26 protein-coding genes are annotated in these 16,940 nt (G+C 62.0%); 23 read left to right on the top strand and 3 right to left on the bottom strand.

Annotated elements, in window-relative coordinates; all coding sequences use genetic code 11:
• Positions 1–390 precede the first annotated feature (390 nt).
• The 23 genes from rpsJ (at position 391) to map (ending at position 13,312) form a co-directional block, all read left to right on the top strand.
• The gene (gene rpsJ / locus ACZYZE_RS03840; protein ID WP_024366135.1) at positions 391–699 is read left to right on the top strand and encodes a 30S ribosomal protein S10; all 309 of its coding nucleotides are present in this window, start codon (positions 391–393) and stop codon (positions 697–699) included.
• 17 nt (positions 700–716) lie between these two features.
• The gene (gene rplC, locus ACZYZE_RS03835; protein WP_463906328.1) at positions 717–1,367 is read left to right on the top strand and encodes a 50S ribosomal protein L3; all 651 of its coding nucleotides are present in this window, start codon (positions 717–719) and stop codon (positions 1,365–1,367) included.
• A gap of 4 nt (positions 1,368–1,371) precedes the next feature.
• Positions 1,372–1,995 (top strand): 50S ribosomal protein L4, encoded by a 624-nt coding sequence (rplD, locus tag ACZYZE_RS03830; RefSeq protein ID WP_459318143.1) that lies wholly within the window; start codon positions 1,372–1,374, stop codon positions 1,993–1,995.
• Complete coding sequence (rplW, locus tag ACZYZE_RS03825; protein ID WP_024366132.1) at positions 1,992–2,297, top strand: 50S ribosomal protein L23; 306 nt, start codon at positions 1,992–1,994, stop codon at positions 2,295–2,297. The genes rplD and rplW overlap by 4 nt, the downstream gene beginning before the upstream one ends.
• Positions 2,298–2,326: 29 nt before the next feature.
• Positions 2,327–3,166 carry a 50S ribosomal protein L2 gene (gene rplB / locus ACZYZE_RS03820; protein WP_326966701.1) on the top strand — a complete coding sequence of 280 codons (840 nt, stop codon included), beginning with the start codon at positions 2,327–2,329 and terminating at the stop codon, positions 3,164–3,166.
• A gap of 12 nt (positions 3,167–3,178) precedes the next feature.
• Positions 3,179–3,460, top strand: a complete 282-nt coding sequence (rpsS, locus tag ACZYZE_RS03815) for a 30S ribosomal protein S19 (protein WP_003803803.1) — start codon at positions 3,179–3,181, stop codon at positions 3,458–3,460.
• A gap of 38 nt (positions 3,461–3,498) precedes the next feature.
• The gene (gene rplV / locus ACZYZE_RS03810) at positions 3,499–3,864 is read left to right on the top strand and encodes a 50S ribosomal protein L22 (RefSeq protein WP_069949298.1); all 366 of its coding nucleotides are present in this window, start codon (positions 3,499–3,501) and stop codon (positions 3,862–3,864) included.
• On the top strand, positions 3,865–4,707 hold the full coding sequence (gene rpsC, locus ACZYZE_RS03805; RefSeq protein ID WP_459318142.1) for a 30S ribosomal protein S3: 843 nt from the start codon (positions 3,865–3,867) through the stop codon (positions 4,705–4,707).
• Positions 4,708–5,124, top strand: a complete 417-nt coding sequence (gene rplP, locus ACZYZE_RS03800; protein ID WP_024366129.1) for a 50S ribosomal protein L16 — start codon at positions 4,708–4,710, stop codon at positions 5,122–5,124.
• 2 nt (positions 5,125–5,126) lie between these two features.
• Positions 5,127–5,462: a 50S ribosomal protein L29 gene (rpmC, locus tag ACZYZE_RS03795; RefSeq protein WP_459318141.1), complete on the top strand. Its 336-nt coding sequence runs from the start codon at positions 5,127–5,129 to the stop codon at positions 5,460–5,462.
• Positions 5,459–5,767 carry a 30S ribosomal protein S17 gene (gene rpsQ, locus ACZYZE_RS03790; RefSeq protein WP_136321879.1) on the top strand — a complete coding sequence of 103 codons (309 nt, stop codon included), beginning with the start codon at positions 5,459–5,461 and terminating at the stop codon, positions 5,765–5,767. The genes rpmC and rpsQ overlap by 4 nt, the downstream gene beginning before the upstream one ends.
• 375 nt (positions 5,768–6,142) lie before the next feature.
• Positions 6,143–6,511 (top strand): 50S ribosomal protein L14, encoded by a 369-nt coding sequence (gene rplN / locus ACZYZE_RS03785; RefSeq protein WP_003803789.1) that lies wholly within the window; start codon positions 6,143–6,145, stop codon positions 6,509–6,511.
• 3 nt (positions 6,512–6,514) lie between these two features.
• A complete protein-coding gene (gene rplX, locus ACZYZE_RS03780; protein ID WP_459318140.1) occupies positions 6,515–6,874 on the top strand; it encodes a 50S ribosomal protein L24 in 360 nt (119 codons plus the stop codon).
• Entirely contained in the window at positions 6,874–7,455 is a 582-nt protein-coding gene (gene rplE, locus ACZYZE_RS03775) for a 50S ribosomal protein L5 (protein ID WP_024366124.1), read from the top strand. Before rplX ends, rplE begins: the two co-directional genes overlap by 1 nt.
• A 97-nt stretch (positions 7,456–7,552) precedes the next feature.
• The gene (gene rpsH / locus ACZYZE_RS03770) at positions 7,553–7,951 is read left to right on the top strand and encodes a 30S ribosomal protein S8 (protein ID WP_056425243.1); all 399 of its coding nucleotides are present in this window, start codon (positions 7,553–7,555) and stop codon (positions 7,949–7,951) included.
• An 18-nt stretch (positions 7,952–7,969) separates the two neighbouring features.
• Entirely contained in the window at positions 7,970–8,506 is a 537-nt protein-coding gene (rplF, locus tag ACZYZE_RS03765; RefSeq protein ID WP_459318139.1) for a 50S ribosomal protein L6, read from the top strand.
• Positions 8,507–8,508: 2 nt separating this feature from the next.
• Positions 8,509–8,892 (top strand): 50S ribosomal protein L18, encoded by a 384-nt coding sequence (rplR, locus tag ACZYZE_RS03760; protein ID WP_459318138.1) that lies wholly within the window; start codon positions 8,509–8,511, stop codon positions 8,890–8,892.
• Between the two features lie 26 nt (positions 8,893–8,918).
• Positions 8,919–9,605, top strand: a complete 687-nt coding sequence (rpsE, locus tag ACZYZE_RS03755; protein ID WP_463906324.1) for a 30S ribosomal protein S5 — start codon at positions 8,919–8,921, stop codon at positions 9,603–9,605.
• A 3-nt stretch (positions 9,606–9,608) separates the two neighbouring features.
• The gene (rpmD, locus tag ACZYZE_RS03750; protein ID WP_018773676.1) at positions 9,609–9,815 is read left to right on the top strand and encodes a 50S ribosomal protein L30; all 207 of its coding nucleotides are present in this window, start codon (positions 9,609–9,611) and stop codon (positions 9,813–9,815) included.
• Positions 9,815–10,309, top strand: coding sequence for a 50S ribosomal protein L15 (gene rplO / locus ACZYZE_RS03745; protein ID WP_232083868.1), 495 nt, complete (start codon positions 9,815–9,817; stop codon positions 10,307–10,309). Before rpmD ends, rplO begins: the two co-directional genes overlap by 1 nt.
• A 183-nt stretch (positions 10,310–10,492) precedes the next feature.
• Positions 10,493–11,803: a preprotein translocase subunit SecY gene (gene secY / locus ACZYZE_RS03740; RefSeq protein ID WP_459318136.1), complete on the top strand. Its 1,311-nt coding sequence runs from the start codon at positions 10,493–10,495 to the stop codon at positions 11,801–11,803.
• Between the two features lie 5 nt (positions 11,804–11,808).
• Positions 11,809–12,378, top strand: a complete 570-nt coding sequence (locus tag ACZYZE_RS03735) for an adenylate kinase (RefSeq protein WP_459318249.1) — start codon at positions 11,809–11,811, stop codon at positions 12,376–12,378.
• Positions 12,379–12,484: 106 nt separating this feature from the next.
• Positions 12,485–13,312, top strand: a complete 828-nt coding sequence (map, locus tag ACZYZE_RS03730) for a type I methionyl aminopeptidase (RefSeq protein ID WP_463906321.1) — start codon at positions 12,485–12,487, stop codon at positions 13,310–13,312.
• A 112-nt stretch (positions 13,313–13,424) separates the two neighbouring features.
• Here map and ACZYZE_RS03725 read toward each other — a convergent pair whose 3' ends face one another.
• From ACZYZE_RS03725 to ACZYZE_RS03715, 3 genes are all read right to left on the bottom strand, one after another.
• On the bottom strand, positions 13,425–14,771 hold the full coding sequence (locus ACZYZE_RS03725) for an ABC transporter substrate-binding protein (protein ID WP_463906319.1): 1,347 nt from the start codon (positions 14,769–14,771) through the stop codon (positions 13,425–13,427).
• 74 nt (positions 14,772–14,845) lie between these two features.
• Positions 14,846–15,706 carry a carbohydrate ABC transporter permease gene (locus ACZYZE_RS03720; protein WP_463906697.1) on the bottom strand — a complete coding sequence of 287 codons (861 nt, stop codon included), beginning with the start codon at positions 15,704–15,706 and terminating at the stop codon, positions 14,846–14,848.
• A 74-nt stretch (positions 15,707–15,780) separates the two neighbouring features.
• Positions 15,781–16,740 carry a carbohydrate ABC transporter permease gene (locus ACZYZE_RS03715; RefSeq protein WP_463906317.1) on the bottom strand — a complete coding sequence of 320 codons (960 nt, stop codon included), beginning with the start codon at positions 16,738–16,740 and terminating at the stop codon, positions 15,781–15,783.
• Between the last annotated feature and the right edge of the window lie 200 nt (positions 16,741–16,940).

Below are 16,940 nucleotides of genomic sequence, written 5' to 3'. Positions count from 1 at the left end.
CCCGCCGTCGGGGGACCGGCCGGCGCCACCGGCACCCCCACGGCCGCGGGCCCTGATTCGCTTCTGCCCGTAATTTCCGGCATACTAGATGAGTTGTTCAAGCGCTCCTTCGCGTCCCGATCCGGATAATGCCGGGTGTCAGGGTCCAGGTGGGAGACCAAACATAACCAACTCCCTATGGAACTGCGGACGAGTACGCGTGAAAAGCGCGACACGCCCGACCGCGGGGGTCGGTTACGCCGGCAGGTTGAGGAACCCGGATTTTTCCGGATTCAGCTTGTGCGGCGGGTGGTAGTTACGACTTCAATTGCTTCGGCAGCCACATGCAACACGCAAGTAAACAGAGCAGCCCTAACCGGAGCAGCACTAACTGAAAGAGAGTCAGGCGACATGGCGGGACAAAAAATCCGCATCCGGCTGAAGTCATACGACCACGAGGTCATTGACTCTTCAGCACGGAAGATCGTTGAGACGGTCACGCGCGCAGGCGCCACGGTAGTTGGCCCTGTGCCGCTGCCGACGGAGAAGAACATCTACTGCGTCATCCGCTCTCCGCACAAGTACAAGGACAGCCGTGAGCACTTCGAAATGCGTACTCACAAGCGTCTGATCGACATCATCGACCCCACGCCCAAGGCTGTTGATTCGCTGATGCGTCTCGACCTGCCGGCCGACGTGAACATCGAAATCAAGCTGTAGGGAGGTGCTGAGAGACTATGACCGCAACCCGTAACGTAAAGGGCCTGCTGGGCACGAAGCTCGGCATGACCCAGGTCTGGGACGAGAACAACAAGCTCATCCCCGTCACTGTGGTCCAGGCTGACTCGAACGTCATCACGCAGCTGCGCAATGCAGCCACTGATGGCTATGTCGCCGTTCAGATCGGCTACGGCCAGATCGATCCCCGCAAGGTCACCAAGCCGCTGGCTGGTCACTTTGAAAAGGCGGGCGTCACGCCTCGCCGCCACGTCGTCGAACTGCGCACTGCAGATGCTGGCTCTTACGAGCTGGGCCAGGAGCTTTCCGTTGAGCTCTTCGAAGCCGGCCAGAAGATCGACGTCGTTGGCACCACCAAGGGTAAGGGCTTCGCCGGTGTTATGAAGCGTCACGGCTTCCACGGCGTTGGTGCTTCCCACGGTGCACACAAAAACCACCGTAAGCCCGGTTCAATCGGTGGCGCATCCACCCCGAGCCGCGTCTTCAAGGGCATGAAAATGGCCGGCCGCATGGGCGCCGTGCGTCACACCACGCTGAACCTCACGGTTCACGCGGTTGACGTCGAGAAGTCGCTGCTCCTCATCAAGGGCGCCGTCCCCGGCGCCCGCGGCCAGGTCGTCCTCGTACGCACCGCCGTGAAGGGAGCCTAGTTCAATGACTAGCACTGTCAAGGTTGACCTGCCTGCAGAGATCTTCGACGTACAGACCAATGTGCCGCTGCTGCACCAGGTCGTCGTTGCCCAGCTCGCTGCTGCTCGCCAGGGTACCCACAAGACCAAGACCCGCGCCGAGGTTTCCGGTGCAGGCCGCAAGCCGTTCAAGCAGAAGGGCACCGGCCGCGCCCGTCAGGGTTCAATCCGTGCTCCTCACATGACCGGTGGTGGCGTTGTCCACGGCCCCACGCCGCGTGACTACAGCCAGCGCACCCCCAAGAAGATGATTGCTGCTGCACTGCGCGGCGCTCTCTCTGACCGCGCCCGCAACGGCCGCATCCACGTTATTGCTGAACTGGTTGCCGGCACCAAGCCGTCCTCCAGTGCTGCATTGGCAACTCTGCGGGGTGTCTCCGAGCGCAAGAACCTGCTCGTCGTCATCGAGCGCGCCAACGATGTTGCTGCACTCTCCGTGCGCAACCTCACGGATGTTCACGTTCTGTACGCAGACCAGCTGAACACCTACGACGTTCTCGTCTCCGATGACGTTGTCTTCACCAAGGCTGCCTATGAAGCATTCGTTGCTTCCCGGGCAGTGGCAAAGAACGAGGAGGATGCCAAGTGAGTGCAGCCACCATCAAAGATCCGCGCGACGTCGTGCTTGCACCCGTCGTTTCGGAAAAGAGCTACGGCCTGATCGATGAGGGCAAGTACACCTTCCTGGTGGACCCCCGCTCGAACAAGACCGAGATCAAGCTGGCCGTGGAGAAAATCTTCTCCGTCAAGGTCGACTCGATCAACACCATCAACCGTGCCGGTAAGCGCAAGCGGACCAAATTCGGATGGGGTACCCGCAAGAACACCAAGCGTGCAATTGTGAGCCTCAAAGAAGGCACGATCGACATCTTCGGCGGTCCGCTCTCGTAGCGGAGACCACTTTAACGAGGAAATAAATTATGGGAATCCGTAAATACAAGCCGACTACCCCGGGCCGACGCGGCTCGAGCGTAGCGGACTTCACTGAAATCACGCGGTCGACGCCGGAAAAGTCGTTGGTACGTCCCCTCCCGAAAAAGGGTGGGCGTAACAACACCGGCAAGATCACGACCCGTCACAAGGGTGGTGGACACAAGCGCCAGTACCGTCTGATCGACTTCCGTCGCCACGACAAAGACGGCGTCAACGCCCGCGTTGCCGAGATTGAGTACGATCCGAACCGTACGGCTCGCATCGCGCTCCTGCACTACATTGATGGAACCAAGCGTTACATCATTGCCCCGAACAAGCTGGCCCAGGGCGACACCGTAGAAGCAGGTGCCAACGCTGACATCAAGCCTGGCAACAACCTGCCGCTGCGCAACATCCCGGTCGGTACCGTTATCCACGCAGTCGAACTGCGTCCGGGTGGCGGCGCCAAGATGGGCCGCTCCGCCGGCGCATCGATCCAGCTTGTTGCCAAGGAAGGCCGTTTCGCCCAGCTGCGACTGCCCTCCGGCGAAATCCGCAACGTTGACGTGCGCTGCCGCGCAACCGTCGGCGAGGTCGGCAACGCCGAACAGTCGAACATCAACTGGGGTAAGGCCGGCCGTATGCGCTGGAAGGGCGTTCGCCCGACCGTCCGTGGTGTCGCCATGAACCCGGTTGACCACCCCCACGGTGGTGGCGAGGGTAAGACGTCCGGTGGACGTCACCCCGTCAACCCGAACGGTAAGCGCGAAGGCCGCACCCGCCGTCCCAACAAAGAGAGCGACAAGCTTATTGTTCGTCGCCGTCGTACTGGCAAGAACAAGCGATAGGAGTCTGGACACATGCCACGCAGCCTGAAAAAAGGTCCTTTCGTTGACCAGCACCTCTTTGTGAAGGTAGCAAGGGAAAACGAAAAGGGCACCAAGAACGTCATCAAGACCTGGTCCCGCCGTTCGATGATCATCCCCGACATGCTCGGGCACACGATCGCCGTGCACGACGGACGCAAGCACATCCCGGTGTTTGTCACTGAGTCGATGGTCGGGCACAAGCTCGGCGAATTCGCTCCCACGCGGACTTTCCGCGGCCATGTCAAGGACGACCGTAAGGGCAAGCGCCGCTAGGCGCTTGCACTTACGTCAAAGACGAGAGAAGGAAAGCAATGGAAGCCAAGGCAATTGCGCGTCACATCCGCGTAACGCCTATGAAGGCCCGGCGCGTCGTCAACCTTGTTCGTGGTAAGCAAGCGAATGAGGCTCTGGCAATTCTGAAGTTTGCCCCCCAGGCAGCTTCGGAGCCGGTATTCAAGGTAGTTCAGTCGGCAATCTCCAACGCCCGGGTCCTCGCGGACCGCGACGGCGTGGCGTTTGACGAAGGTGACCTCATCATCAGCGAAATGTATGTTGATGAAGGCCCGACCATGAAGCGGTTCCAGCCGCGAGCCCAGGGTCGTGCATTTCAGATCAAGAAGCGCACGAGCCACATCACCGTGGTAGTTGCTACCCCGGAGAAAGAGGAGGCTCGCTAAGTGGGACAGAAAGTTAACCCGCACGGGTTCCGACTCGGCATCACCACCGATCACGTATCGCACTGGTTTGCCGACAGCACCAAGCCCGGCCAGCGGTACAAGGACTTCGTCCGCGAAGACATCCGTATCCGCCAGCTCATGTCCACGGGCATGGAGCGCGCCGGTATCGCCAAGGTTGAAATCGAGCGCACCCGCGACCGTGTCCGTGTGGATATCCACACGGCACGTCCGGGCATCGTTATCGGCCGCCGCGGTGCAGAAGCAGACCGCATCCGCGGCGAGCTCGAAAAGCTCACCGGCAAGCAGGTTCAGCTGAACATCCTCGAGGTCAAGAACCCCGAGATGGAAGCTCAGCTTGTTGCCCAGGGCGTTGCTGAGCAGCTGACTTCCCGTGTGGCTTTCCGCCGCGCGATGAAGAAAGCCATGCAGTCCGCACAGCGTGCAGGTGCCAAGGGCATCCGTATCGCTTGCTCGGGTCGACTGGGCGGCGCAGAAATGTCCCGCTCGGAGTTCTACCGCGAAGGCCGGGTGCCCCTGCACACCCTCCGCGCGAACATCGACTACGGCTTCTACGAGGCCAAGACCACCTTCGGCCGCATCGGCGTGAAGGTCTGGATCTACAAGGGTGACGTCACCGCCAAGGAACTGGCTCAGCAGGCAGCTGCTGCTCCGTCCCGCGGCCGTGGTGCCAGCGACCGCCCGGGCCGCCCGAGTGGCGCTGACCGTGGTGACCGCCGTCGTCGTCCCGACCGCCCGGCTGAGGCAGCACCTGTTGCTGCCGAGGCTCCGGCTGTCGAAGCCGCTACCGCAGCCGCACCGGCAGTAGAAGGAGGACAGGCTTAAATGCTTATCCCACGTCGAGTCAAGCACCGTAAGCAGCACCACCCGGGTCGTTCCGGCGCTGCAACGGGCGGCACGAAGGTCTCCTTCGGTGAATGGGGTATCCAGGCTCTGAGCCCGGCATACGTCACGAACCGTCAGATCGAGTCTGCCCGTATCGCGATGACCCGCCACATCAAGCGTGGCGGAAAGGTCTGGATCAACATCTACCCGGACCGTCCGCTGACGAAGAAGCCTGCCGAAACCCGCATGGGTTCCGGCAAGGGTTCTCCGGAATGGTGGGTCTCAAACGTCAAGCCGGGCCGGGTTCTCTTCGAGATCTCCGGTGTCGATGAAGAGACTGCCCGCGAGGCACTGCGCCTGGCAATCCACAAGCTCCCGTTGAAGGCACGCATTCTGCGTCGCGAAGGTGGTGAATAGAAATGTCAGTAGGATCCAAGGAACTTGCATCCGCACAGCTGGACGGTTTCGACAACGAGCGACTCGTTGAAGAACTCCGTAAGGCCAAGGAAGAGCTGTTCAACCTGCGTTTCCAGTCCGCCACCGGCCAGCTGGAGAACCACGGTCGGCTGCGCGCGGTAAAGAAGGACATCGCCCGCATCTACACCGTTCTCCGTGAGCGCGAGCTCGGCATTCGTGCCGAGGTTGCCGCACCGGTTGTGGAAGCCAAGGAAGAAAAGAAGTCCAAGAAGTCCGCAACCAAGGCTGAAAAGGCTGAAAAGCCGGCCGAGGCTGAGACCGAGGAGGACGCCAAGTGAGTGAAAAGGACGAGAACGTGACGGAAACTGTTTCCGGCGCAGCTACGGCTGACGAGCGCGGTGACCGTAAGACGAAGCGCGGCTATGTGGTCTCGGACAAGATGGAAAAGACCATCGTTGTCCAGGTCGAGGACCGTGTGAAGCACGCCCTCTATGGCAAGGTCCTTCGCCGCAACACGAAGATCAAGGCTCACGACGAAGAGAACAGCGCCGGCATCGGCGACCTCGTTCTCCTCGCCGAGACCCGCCCGCTGTCCGCTACCAAGCGGTGGCGCCTGGTGGAGATCCTCGAGAAGGCTAAGTAATACCTGCAGCCCCGCTGTGAGTAGACGCTTGACCGAAACCCCCGTTCCCTTCTGGGAGCGGGGGTTTCTGCGTGGCCGGCCTGTGGCGCTGCTGTGATATGGGGATATGCCCGAAACGTGCTAAGGTTTTGAGTTTGTATGGCGCCCTCTGTGCGCCGTCATCAACCTCGTAAACAATCGTGCCACGGCATAGTGCCCCCTAGCGCCCCGACGTGTCGGGATTCGCGTGGGAAGCAAATGTTTTTGGCACGGGAGTTTAGGCCTGGTCTGGCAAAATCCAGGCAGGTCAAGAGACACCCCGATCAACCGTTCCGCAAGGCTCATTCCGTAGGAAGATTTTCGGTCTGAGAACCAGCGCGACGCAAGGAGTAAATAGTGATTCAGCAGGAGTCGCGACTCAAGGTCGCCGACAACACGGGTGCTAAGGAAATCCTTACCATTCGCGTTCTCGGTGGATCTGGCCGTCGCTACGCAGGCATTGGCGACGTCATCGTCGCTACCGTCAAGGACGCAATTCCGGGCGGCAACGTAAAGAAGGGCGACGTCGTCAAGGCTGTCATCGTCCGTACCAAGAAGGAACGCCGCCGTGCGGATGGTTCCTATATCAAGTTTGACGAGAACGCAGCTGTGATCCTGAAGAACGACGGTGACCCCCGCGGTACCCGTATCTTCGGACCGGTTGGTCGTGAACTTCGCGATAAGAAGTTCATGAAGATCGTTTCTCTGGCTCCGGAGGTGCTTTAGTCCATGGCTAAGATCAAAAAGGGTGACCTGGTTCAGGTCATCACTGGCGCCAAGGCTGAGCGCGGCGGCGACAAAGGCAAGCAGGGCAAGGTTCTGCGCGTATTCCCCGAGACCAACCGCGTGTTGGTCGAAGGCATGAACCGCGTAACCAAGCACACCAAGGTCGGTCAGTCGCAGCGCGGCACCAAGACCGGTGGCATCGAGGTCGTTGAGGCTTCAATCCACATCTCCAACGTGGCTCTGGTTGACCCCTCCACCAAGAAGCCCACCCGCGTCGGTTTCCGCACCGAGACCGTTGAGCGCGATGGCGTGAAGCGCGAAGTGCGTGTCCGCGTGGCCAAGAGCTCAGGGAAGGACATCTAATGACTGAGACTCTCGAGACTCCGGCAAGCAAGATCGTTCCTCGTCTGAAGACCAAGTACGCGGATTCCATCAAGAGCACGCTCGTTGAGGAATTCAAGTACGAGAACGTCAACCAGGTTCCCCGTCTGGTCAAGGTCGTTGTGAACATGGGTGTTGGAGATGCCGCCAAGGACTCCAAGCTGATCGACGGCGCTGTCCGCGATCTGACCCTGATCACCGGCCAGAAGCCGCAGGTAACCAAGGCCCGCAAGTCGATCGCACAGTTCAAGCTGCGCGAAGGCATGCCGATCGGTGCACACGCAACTCTGCGTGGGGACCGCATGTGGGAATTCCTGGACCGTCTGGTCACGCTGGCCCTGCCGCGTATCCGTGACTTCCGGGGCCTCAGCGGCAAGCAGTTCGACGGCAACGGCAACTACACCTTCGGTCTGACCGAGCAGGTTATGTTCCACGAGATCGACCAGGATTCCATTGACCGCGTACGCGGCATGGACATCACCGTCGTGACCACTGCCAAGACCGACGACGAAGGCCGCGCGCTGCTCAAGGCGCTTGGCTTCCCGTTCAAGACCGAAGATTAATCTAGCTACGTAAAAGGTCCGCACGCGCTGGTTCACGAACTATGTTCGGGAAAAGCAGCACGGCGGAAACCGTTATGAGGAAGGGCAAGAGCCCACCATGACAATGACAGATCCCGTCGCAGACATGCTTACGCGTCTGCGCAACGCAAACTCGGCATACCACGATTCCGTGTCTATGCCTTACAGCAAGCTCAAGGCACGCGTTGCCGACATCCTGAAGGCCGAAGGTTACATCGCCTCCTGGAAAGAAGAAGACGCTGAGGTTGGCAAGAAGCTGACCCTCGAGCTCAAGTTCGGTCCGAACCGCGAGCGTTCAATCGCTGGCGTTCGTCGTATTTCCAAGCCGGGACTGCGCGTTTACGCAAAGTCCACCAACCTCCCGCACGTGCTCGGTGGCCTGGGTGTCGCAATCCTGTCCACCTCTTCCGGCCTCTTGACTGACAAGCAAGCCGGCAAGAAGGGCGTGGGCGGCGAAGTCCTCGCCTACGTCTGGTAACGGGAAAGGAAGAGAATAATGTCACGTATTGGACGTCTCCCCATCACCGTTCCTGCCGGCGTTGAGGTCAAGGTTGACGGCTCTGTCGTCAGCGTCAAGGGTCCCAAAGGCGAGCTGAGCCACACTGTGCCCAGCCCGATCGAGGTTTCCCTGGAAGATGGCACCCTGACTGTCGCCCGCCCGAACGACGAGCGCGCCTCCCGTTCGCTGCACGGCCTGACCCGCACCCTGATCGCCAACATGATCCAGGGTGTCACCGCAGGCTATGAGAAGAAGCTTGAGATTGTCGGTACCGGTTACCGCGTCCAGGCCAAGGGAAGTGACCTGGAGTTCGCTCTGGGCTACAGCCACCCGGTTAACATCACGGCACCGAACGGCATCACCTTTGCAGTAGAGACCCCGACCAAGCTCTCTGTTTCAGGTATCTCCAAGCAGCAGGTCGGCGAGGTTGCTGCCAACATTCGCAAGCAGCGGAAGCCGGACCCGTACAAGGGCAAGGGCATTCGCTATGCAGGCGAAGTCATCCGCCGCAAGGTCGGAAAGGCTGGTAAGTAACCATGGCGATCGCAATTAACAAGAAGCGTACGAACAAGAGCAAGTCTGCCCAGCGCAGCCGCCGCCAGCTTCGTATCCGCAAGCGCATCTCCGGAACGCCTGTACGTCCTCGTCTGGTCGTCAACCGTTCCGCACGCCACATCTTCGTCCAGGTTGTCGATGACACCCAGGGCCTGACCGTGGCGAGCGCCTCCACACTGGAGGCCGACCTTCGTGCATTCGATGGTGACAAGACTGCCAAGGCCAAGCGCGTCGGCGAACTCGTCGCCGCGCGTGCCAAGGCTGCCGGTATCGAAGCAGTTGTCTTCGACCGCGGTGGTAACAAGTACCACGGCCGGATCGCCGCCGTCGCTGACGGCGCACGTGAAGGTGGGCTGTCACTGTGACCGAAAATAACGAAAAGGACATTCAGGTGACTGAAGCTGTAGCTGCTCCGGCAACTGAGACCGCTGCGCCCGCTGCCGCCGATGACCGCCGTGGTGGCGCTCGTCGTGGCGAGCGTGGCGACCGCGGCCAGGGCCAGGGCCGTGGCGACCGTGGTGGCCGTGGTGGCCGCGATGGTGGCCGCGAAGCCGAAAAGAGCCAGTTCGTAGAGCGCGTCGTAACCATCAACCGTGTTTCCAAGGTCGTCAAGGGTGGTCGTCGCTTCAGCTTCACCGCCCTCGTCGTCGTCGGTGACGGCAACGGTATGGTCGGCGTCGGCTACGGCAAGGCTAAGGAAGTTCCTGCCGCAATTGCGAAGGGCGTCGAAGAAGCCAAGAAGTCCTTCTTCCGCGTTCCCCGCATCGGCAGCACCATCCCGCACCGTGTTCAGGGTGAAGCCGCCGCAGGCGTCGTCATGCTGCGTCCGGCTTCTGCCGGTACCGGTGTTATTGCCGGCGGTCCGGTCCGTGCAGTACTGGAGTGCGTGGGCATCCACGACATTCTCTCCAAGTCGCTCGGATCTTCCAACGCCATCAACATCGTTCACGCGACCGTTGACGCGCTGAAGCGCCTCGAAGAGCCGGCAGCAGTGGCAGCACGCCGCGGCCTCCCGCTCGACGAGATTGCTCCGCCGGCAATGGTGCGTGCACTGTTGAACCAGAAGGCAGGTGTCTGAGTCATGGCTAAGAACGTGCTTGTCTCCGACGCCAAGTTGGAGATCACTCAGATCAAGTCCGCCATTGGCGGCAAGCAGAACCAGCGCGACACCCTGCGGTCCCTCGGCCTGAAGCGGATCGGACACACCGTTGTCCGCACCGCCGACGCCGTGACCGTCGGAATGCTCAACACGGTTCCGCACCTGGTAAAGGTAGAGGAGGCGAAGTAATGGCAGAGAAGAAAACCGCCGAGAAGGCACAGGGCGCCACTGCTGAGAAGCAGAACGCACTGAAGGTTCACCACCTGCGTCCCGCCCCGGGTGCCAAGACCGCCAAGACCCGTGTTGGTCGTGGTGAAGGCTCCAAGGGTAAGACCGCCGGTCGCGGTACCAAGGGTACGAAGGCCCGCTACCAGATCAAGGCTGGCTTTGCCGGCGGCCAGCTGCCGCTGCACATGCGCCTGCCGAAGCTGCGCGGCTTCAAGAACCCGTTCCGGGTTGAGTACCAGGTTGTAAACCTGGACAAGCTCAACGAGCTGTTCCCGGAAGGTGGCGCAGTCACCGTGGAGAACCTGGTCGAAAAGGGTGCCGTTCGCAAGAACCAGCCCGTCAAGGTGCTTGGCACCGGCGACATCACCGTCAAGGTTGACGTCACCGTCCACGCATTCTCGGCCAGCGCCGCAGAAAAGATTGCCGCAGCAGGCGGAAGCACCACCGCCCTCTAACGAGGCGGAGGGGCAGTTGCCCGTTGTTGAAACTCCCGGTACCAGGGGCCTAGGCCTCCGGTGCCGGGAGTTTTTTTATTTCCGGTCCGTCGATTGTCCGCAAAACGCATCTACCCGTTAGACTCGGTTGTTGGGTTTATTTGACCTGTCTCACACGACTTTACTTATTCATCAGGAGGACGCTTGCTTAGCGCATTTGGCCGGGCCTTTCGCACGCCTGATCTGCGACGCAAGTTGTTGTTCACGCTGGGAATCATCACAATCTTCCGCTTGGGTGCCTTCATTCCCTCGCCTGGTGTGAACTACCAGAATGTCCAGCAATGCTTGCAGAGCGGTTCGACCTCGGGCGGTATCTACCAGCTCGTCAACCTGTTCAGCGGCGGTGCATTGCTGCAGGTCTCGATTTTTGCGCTCGGGATCATGCCGTACATCACGGCCAGCATCATCGTGCAGCTGCTCCGGGTGGTCATTCCCCGGTTCCAGACGCTCTACGAGGAAGGCGCCTCCGGCCAGTCAAAGCTGACGCAGTACACGCGCTATCTGACGATTGCCCTTGGCCTGCTTAATGCCACCACCCTGGTGTCCCTGGCCCGTTCCGGCCAGCTGCTGCCGAACTGCCAGCTTCCGATCATCCCGGACACAAGCATCGTCACCACGATCCTGATCATCATCACGCTGACGGCCGGCACCGGCCTCATCATGTGGATGGGTGAACTTGTGACCGAAAAGGGTGTCGGCAACGGAATGTCGCTGCTCATCTTCACCTCCATCGCCGCCAGCTTCCCCGGCTCGCTCGGCGCGATCTGGAGCTCGCAGGGCCCGGGCACCTTCTTTATGGTGCTCGCCATCGGCCTCCTGACGGTGGCCCTGGTGGTCTTCGTGGAGCAGTCCCAGCGCCGCATCCCGGTGCAGTACGCCAAACGCATGATCGGCCGCCGCACCGTGGGCGGTACCAGCACGTATATCCCGATCAAGGTGAACATGGCCGGCGTCGTGCCCGTCATCTTCGCCTCCTCCATGTTGTACCTCCCGGGCCTGATCTCGCAGTTCAACCAGCCCAAGCCCGGCGAACCGATCGCGCCCTGGGTTGAGTGGATCAACAACAACCTCACCAAGGGCGACCACCCGATCTACATGGCCCTCTACTTCGCCATGATTGTGTTCTTCACTTACTTCTATGTTGCGATCACTTTCAACCCTGAAGAAGTTTCTGACAACATGAAGAAGTACGGCGGCTTCATTCCGGGTATCCGTGCCGGCAAGCCGACGGCGGACTACCTGCAGTATGTCCTTTCAAGGATCACCCTGCCCGGTGCCATTTACCTGGGCTTTGTGGCACTGATTCCGCTCGTTGCCTTGGTCCTGATCAACGCCAACCAGAACTTCCCGTTCGGCGGCACCTCGATCCTGATCATGGTCGGCGTAGGTTTGGAGACCGTCAAGCAGATTGACGCGCAGCTACAGCAGCGTCACTACGAAGGGCTTTTGCGATGACGAGAATGTTGATTATCGGACCTCCCGGGTCCGGCAAGGGAACACAGGCGGAACGTATTTCGGAGCGCCTCGGCGTCGTTGCGATCTCCACCGGCGACATCTTCCGGGCCAACGTCAAGGGTGAGACGCCGCTGGGCGTCGAAGCCAAGAAGTACATGGACGCCGGCGACTTTGTCCCGGACACCGTGACCAACAAGATGGTCCGGGACCGCCTCAAGGAGGCCGACGTCGAGAACGGCTTCCTCCTGGACGGGTACCCGCGCACCACCGCGCAGGTTGACTACCTCGACGACATCCTGGCCGACGGGGGCCAGTTGCTCGACGTCGTCCTGCAGCTCACGGCCGATGACGAGGAGCTCGTCACCCGCCTGCTGGGCCGCGCGAAGGAAACCGGCCGCACGGATGACAACGAAGCCGTCATCCGCCACCGCCTCGACCTGTACCACGGCCAGACGGAAGCGGTGGTCGCCAAGTACGCCGACCGCGGCATCCTGACCCGTGTTGACGGCATCGGCGGCATCGACGAGGTCACCGACCGTGTTATGCAGGCCATCAAAGAGGCACAGTCGGCCTGATCGGCCCACGAACTTTGAGGCCCCTCCCGGAGCACCGGGAGGGGCCTCAGCCATTTGGCCGCGCTGCCCGGGAGGAAAGCGTGGCTCCACCGAAAGGAAGCTGCAGATGGCCTTCGGCCAGCCCCGCATCGAATACAAGACCAACGCCCAAATGCGCACCATGCACGAGGCCGGGCTTGTCCTCAGCCGCGCCCTCGACGCCGCCGTCGCGGCAGCGGCGCCGGGGCGGACCACCCTGGATCTCGACGCCGTGTTCGCGGCCGTCCTCCAGGACGCTGGCGCCACCTCCAATTTCCTGGGCTACCACGGCTTCCCGGCCACCATCTGCACCTCGATCAATGAGGAAGTGGTCCACGGTATCCCCGGCGACCGCGTCCTGCAGGACGGGGACATCCTCTCGATCGACGGCGGGGCGATCCTGGCCGGCTGGCACTCCGACTCGGCCCGGACGGTCATGGTGGGCACCGCTGATCCCGAGGACCTGAGGCTCTCCGAGGTTACCGAAGCGGCGATGTGGCACGGCATCGCCGCCCTGGCCACGGGCAAGTTCGTTGGCGACATCGGTAACGCCGTGGACGACTACGTGTCATCCGTCCCGGGCAAGCCGCTGGGCATCCTGGAGGACTATGTGGGCCACGGGATCGGTTCCGAGATGCATATGGCCCCGGACGTCCCGAATTTCCGCACAAACCACCGCGGTCCCAAGATCCGGCCGGGGCTGTGCCTGGCCATCGAGCCCATGCTGGTCCGCGGAAGCATCGACACCGCCGTGCTTGCGGACGACTGGACGGTGGTGACGACTGACGGCAAACGGTCCTGCCAGTGGGAGCACTCCGTGGCGGTCCACGAGAAGGGCATCTGGGTGCTTTCGGCGCCCGACGGCGGAGCCGCGAAGCTCGCGCCGCTCGGCGTCGTGCCCGTGCCCATTCCCTGACGCCAGGCACCCGGCGCGGCGCAAAACCGCCTGCGACGCAGAAAATCCCTGGCGATGCTGGAATACCAGCATGGCCAGGGATTTTCTGCGTCGGCAGAGGGTTTGAGCCTCGTCAGCTCTTGAGCTTCGGCTTGACGTCCTTGGTGTAAATGCCTTCCAGCGTCGTCTTGAGCTCGGTCATTGTCGCCTTGACGTCACCCTGCTGGGTGAGGATCTTCGCGGCCGCCTTCGCCATCTCCTGATCGGCGCCCGGCAGGAACACCCGGGCGTTGTCCTGGACCCGGGTGACGGCAAGCTGGTCCATGGCCGTCTTGATCTGCGGGGTCTTGGCCAGCACGGTTGCCATGTCTGCCGAGGTGCGGGTGGGCATGTAGCCCGTGGCGGCGGAAAACGCCGCAGTGTTTTCCGGTTCCGTCATAAACTTCAGGAACGTGGCAGCCGCGAGCTGGACTTCCTTGCTGACGCCGCTGGGGATGCCGAGTCCGGCGCCGCCCGTGGGGCAGACACCGCTCTCAACCTTGGGACCGCCGGGCAGGAAGCCGACGCCGACGTTGAACTTTGCGGACTTCAGGACGCCCAGCAGCGAACCGGTGGATGAGATGGTCGAGGACGTGATGCCTGCCGCGAAGTCATCGGCGGCTTCCTTGGAGGAGACGCCGGCCCACTTGTCCTTGAAGATCGAGTCCTGCGCCCACTGCAGCGCGGCGACCGACTCGGCGGAGTCGCAGTTGAAGGTCCACCCGTTGGACCAGCTGCCGCCCCAGCCCCACAGATTGTTCTGCAGTGTCCAGCCCGCGTAACCGGCCAGCGCAGGGTAGATGTAGGCGAACTGTGCGCCCGAGCTTGCCTTGAGTTTGGGCGCCCACTCTCCGAACTCCTGCCAGGTCTTGGGCGCGCGGTCCGGCAGCCCGGCGGCCTGGAAGTGGTCTTTGTTGTAGTAGAAGAGCGGGGTGGAGCGGCCGTACGGGAGCGCCCACTGCTTGTCGGCGTACTTGTAATCGGCGATGAGGGACTTCTGGAAGTCGTCGGTCTTGATGTCGAGCTGCTTGATCAGGCCGTCGAGCGGGATGATGTTGCCGTTGGTGTGGTAGCGGAACCACCAGACGTCGGAAAGGACCACGAGGCCAGGAAGGCCGGACTTCGCGGCCTGCGAGGTCTGGAACTTCTGGGCGATTTCCTCGTAGTTGGCCCCGGCCGTCACCAGGTTCACCTTGATGTCCGGGAACTTCGCGTGGAACTTCTCGATGATGGCCTTTTCCACATCCTGGGACTTGCCCGGGTGGTTGGTCCAGAAATCGATGGACGCGGCCGGCTTAACGCCGCTGAAGTCGATGTCGGCGGCACCTGTTGCCGCCGGCGTAGCTCCGGTGGAGGGACCTCCGCAGGCGGCAAGTGCGGCGGCACCCGCACCGGCGCCTGCAAGTCCCAGGAAATGCCTGCGGTCAAGATTCAATGACATGGTGGATCCTCTCGAAGATGCTGACTCGTCAGTTGTGGAGACTTGGTGGCGATGGGGGAACGTAGAGGACAGCGTCACCCGGTGACGCTGCCCTGGGTGAGTCCGGCCACGATGTAGCGCTGCAGGAGCGCGAAGACCAGCAGAATGGGCACGATCACCAGCACGGCGCCGGCCATCAGGATGCCCCAGCCGGAGCCGTTGCCTTCCGAGTTCTGCAGCAGCGTCAGACCAACGGGAAGGGTCATGGTGTCCGGCCGGTCCGTGATGATGAGCGGCCAGATGTAGTCGTTCCACTCGCTGACCACGGTGACCAGCGCAACCGTCGCGATCGAGGGTCCGGAGACCGGTGCCACGATCTGCCAGAGCCGGCGCCAGTGCCCGGCGCCGTCGATCTCTGCTGATTCGAGGATGGCGGAAGGCAGCGTCATAAAGTGCTGGCGCAGCAGGAACGTACCGAAGGCGGTGCCCAGCCCAGGCAGGATGATGCCCCACAGGGTGTTCTTGCCACCCAGGCCTGCGATCAGGATGTAGTTGGGCAGGATGGACACCTGCGGCGGCACCATCAGGGCCACGAGGATCAGCACGAAGATCACGTTCTTGTACGGGAAGCGGACAAACACCAGCGCATAGGCCGTCAGGATGGCCAGGAGGACCTTGATCGTCGCGCCGACGGTGGTCACGATCAGGCTGTTCACGAAGAACCGGGCGAACGGCACGGTGGTCATGGCGGTGCGGTAGTTCTCGATGTTCAGGCTCTCCGGCAGGAGCTTGAGATCCATGGTGATGATCTCGCCCGGCTGCTTGAAGGAGCTCAGGACCATCCACAGCAGCGGCAGGAACACCACGAGCGTGGCCAGGATCAGGGGAATGTAGCCGCCGGCAATCGTCTGGACCAGATTGGCGCGGGAAAACGGCTGGTGACGCTGCACCGGGATCCCGGGGCCGCCGTCGGGGGCGAAGACCTGACCGGTGCGGGTCGCGGGGGCGGAGCTGGCGGGAGGGGGCGTGCTCACGAGTAGTGCACCTTCCGTTCGACGAACCGCAACTGCAGCACGGTGATAATGAGCAGGATGGCGAAGAGAATCACGGAGATCGACGCCGAATAGCCGGCCCGGTTGAACGCGCCGAAGGCCTGAAGATACGCCTCGTAGATCAGCGTGCTGGTGCCGTTGCCGAGCGGAGTCATGATGCGGATCAGGTCGAACGCCTGCAGCGAGCTCAGCATCGTGGTAATGAGCAGGAAGAAGGTGGTGGGGGAGAGCAGCGGCAGCGACATGCTCAGGAAACGGCGGAAGCCGTTGGCCCCATCCAGCGAGGCGGCCTCCATCACGTCCTGGGGCAGCGACTGCAGGCCGGCGAGGTACACCACCGCGCAGTAGCCCAGGTTCTTCCAGACGTAGACGATGATGACCATCACCAAAGACAGCTGCGGGTCGTTGATCCACTGCGGGCTCTGCTGGCCGACGCCGCGCAGCAGCCAGGCGAGCACCCCGTAGCCGGGATCGAAGATGAACAGCCAGACCAGGCCGACGCCGACGCCGCTGAGCACGTAGGGGGCGAAGACAGCTGAGCGCGCGAAGGTGGTGCCGCGGACCCTGGAGTTCAGGGCCAGAGCCACCAGCAGGCCCAGCAGCATTGAACCGCCAACCGTCACGAGGGTGAAGACGGCGGTGGTGCCCAGGACCTTGGCTGCGTCCGCGCTGGTGAAGAAGGTGATGTAGTTCTCGAATCCGACGACGGTGGCCGAGGCGGAGCCGAGGGTCCAGTCCAGGGTGGAGTAGTAGATGTTGTTGACCAGCGGCAGGTATGTGAACACCGCGATCAATATGAGGTTGGGCAGGGCCAGGGCGAGGAACACGAGGAAGTCCCGCCGGGTCCTGGCCGACCAGCGGGCGCGCGGCGGCTTGGCCGGAGCGGCCGGGCCGGCCTCGGCGACGGCGGGCGGCCGGTCGGTCAATTGTCGAGTCATTCAGGTCTCTAACGGGTCCGTGCCTGCCGGGGGGCAGGCGGGTGGGCGGGGATACCTTGCTCTCACTTCACCACAGGGATGGCGGGTGAAAACGCGCACAGGACCGGAAGGGGGCTTTGTTGTTCAAGGCTTCCCTGCCCGTTAAGGCTGTGTTGCCTGCGGCACTACATAACGTTTGTTGAAAGCCCGGGGTTTGGAGC

It is taken from the genome of Pseudarthrobacter woesei (assembly GCF_055412745.1).
The sequence above is the reverse complement of the archived record's forward strand: the minus strand, read 5'-3'. Positions and strand labels throughout refer to the sequence as shown.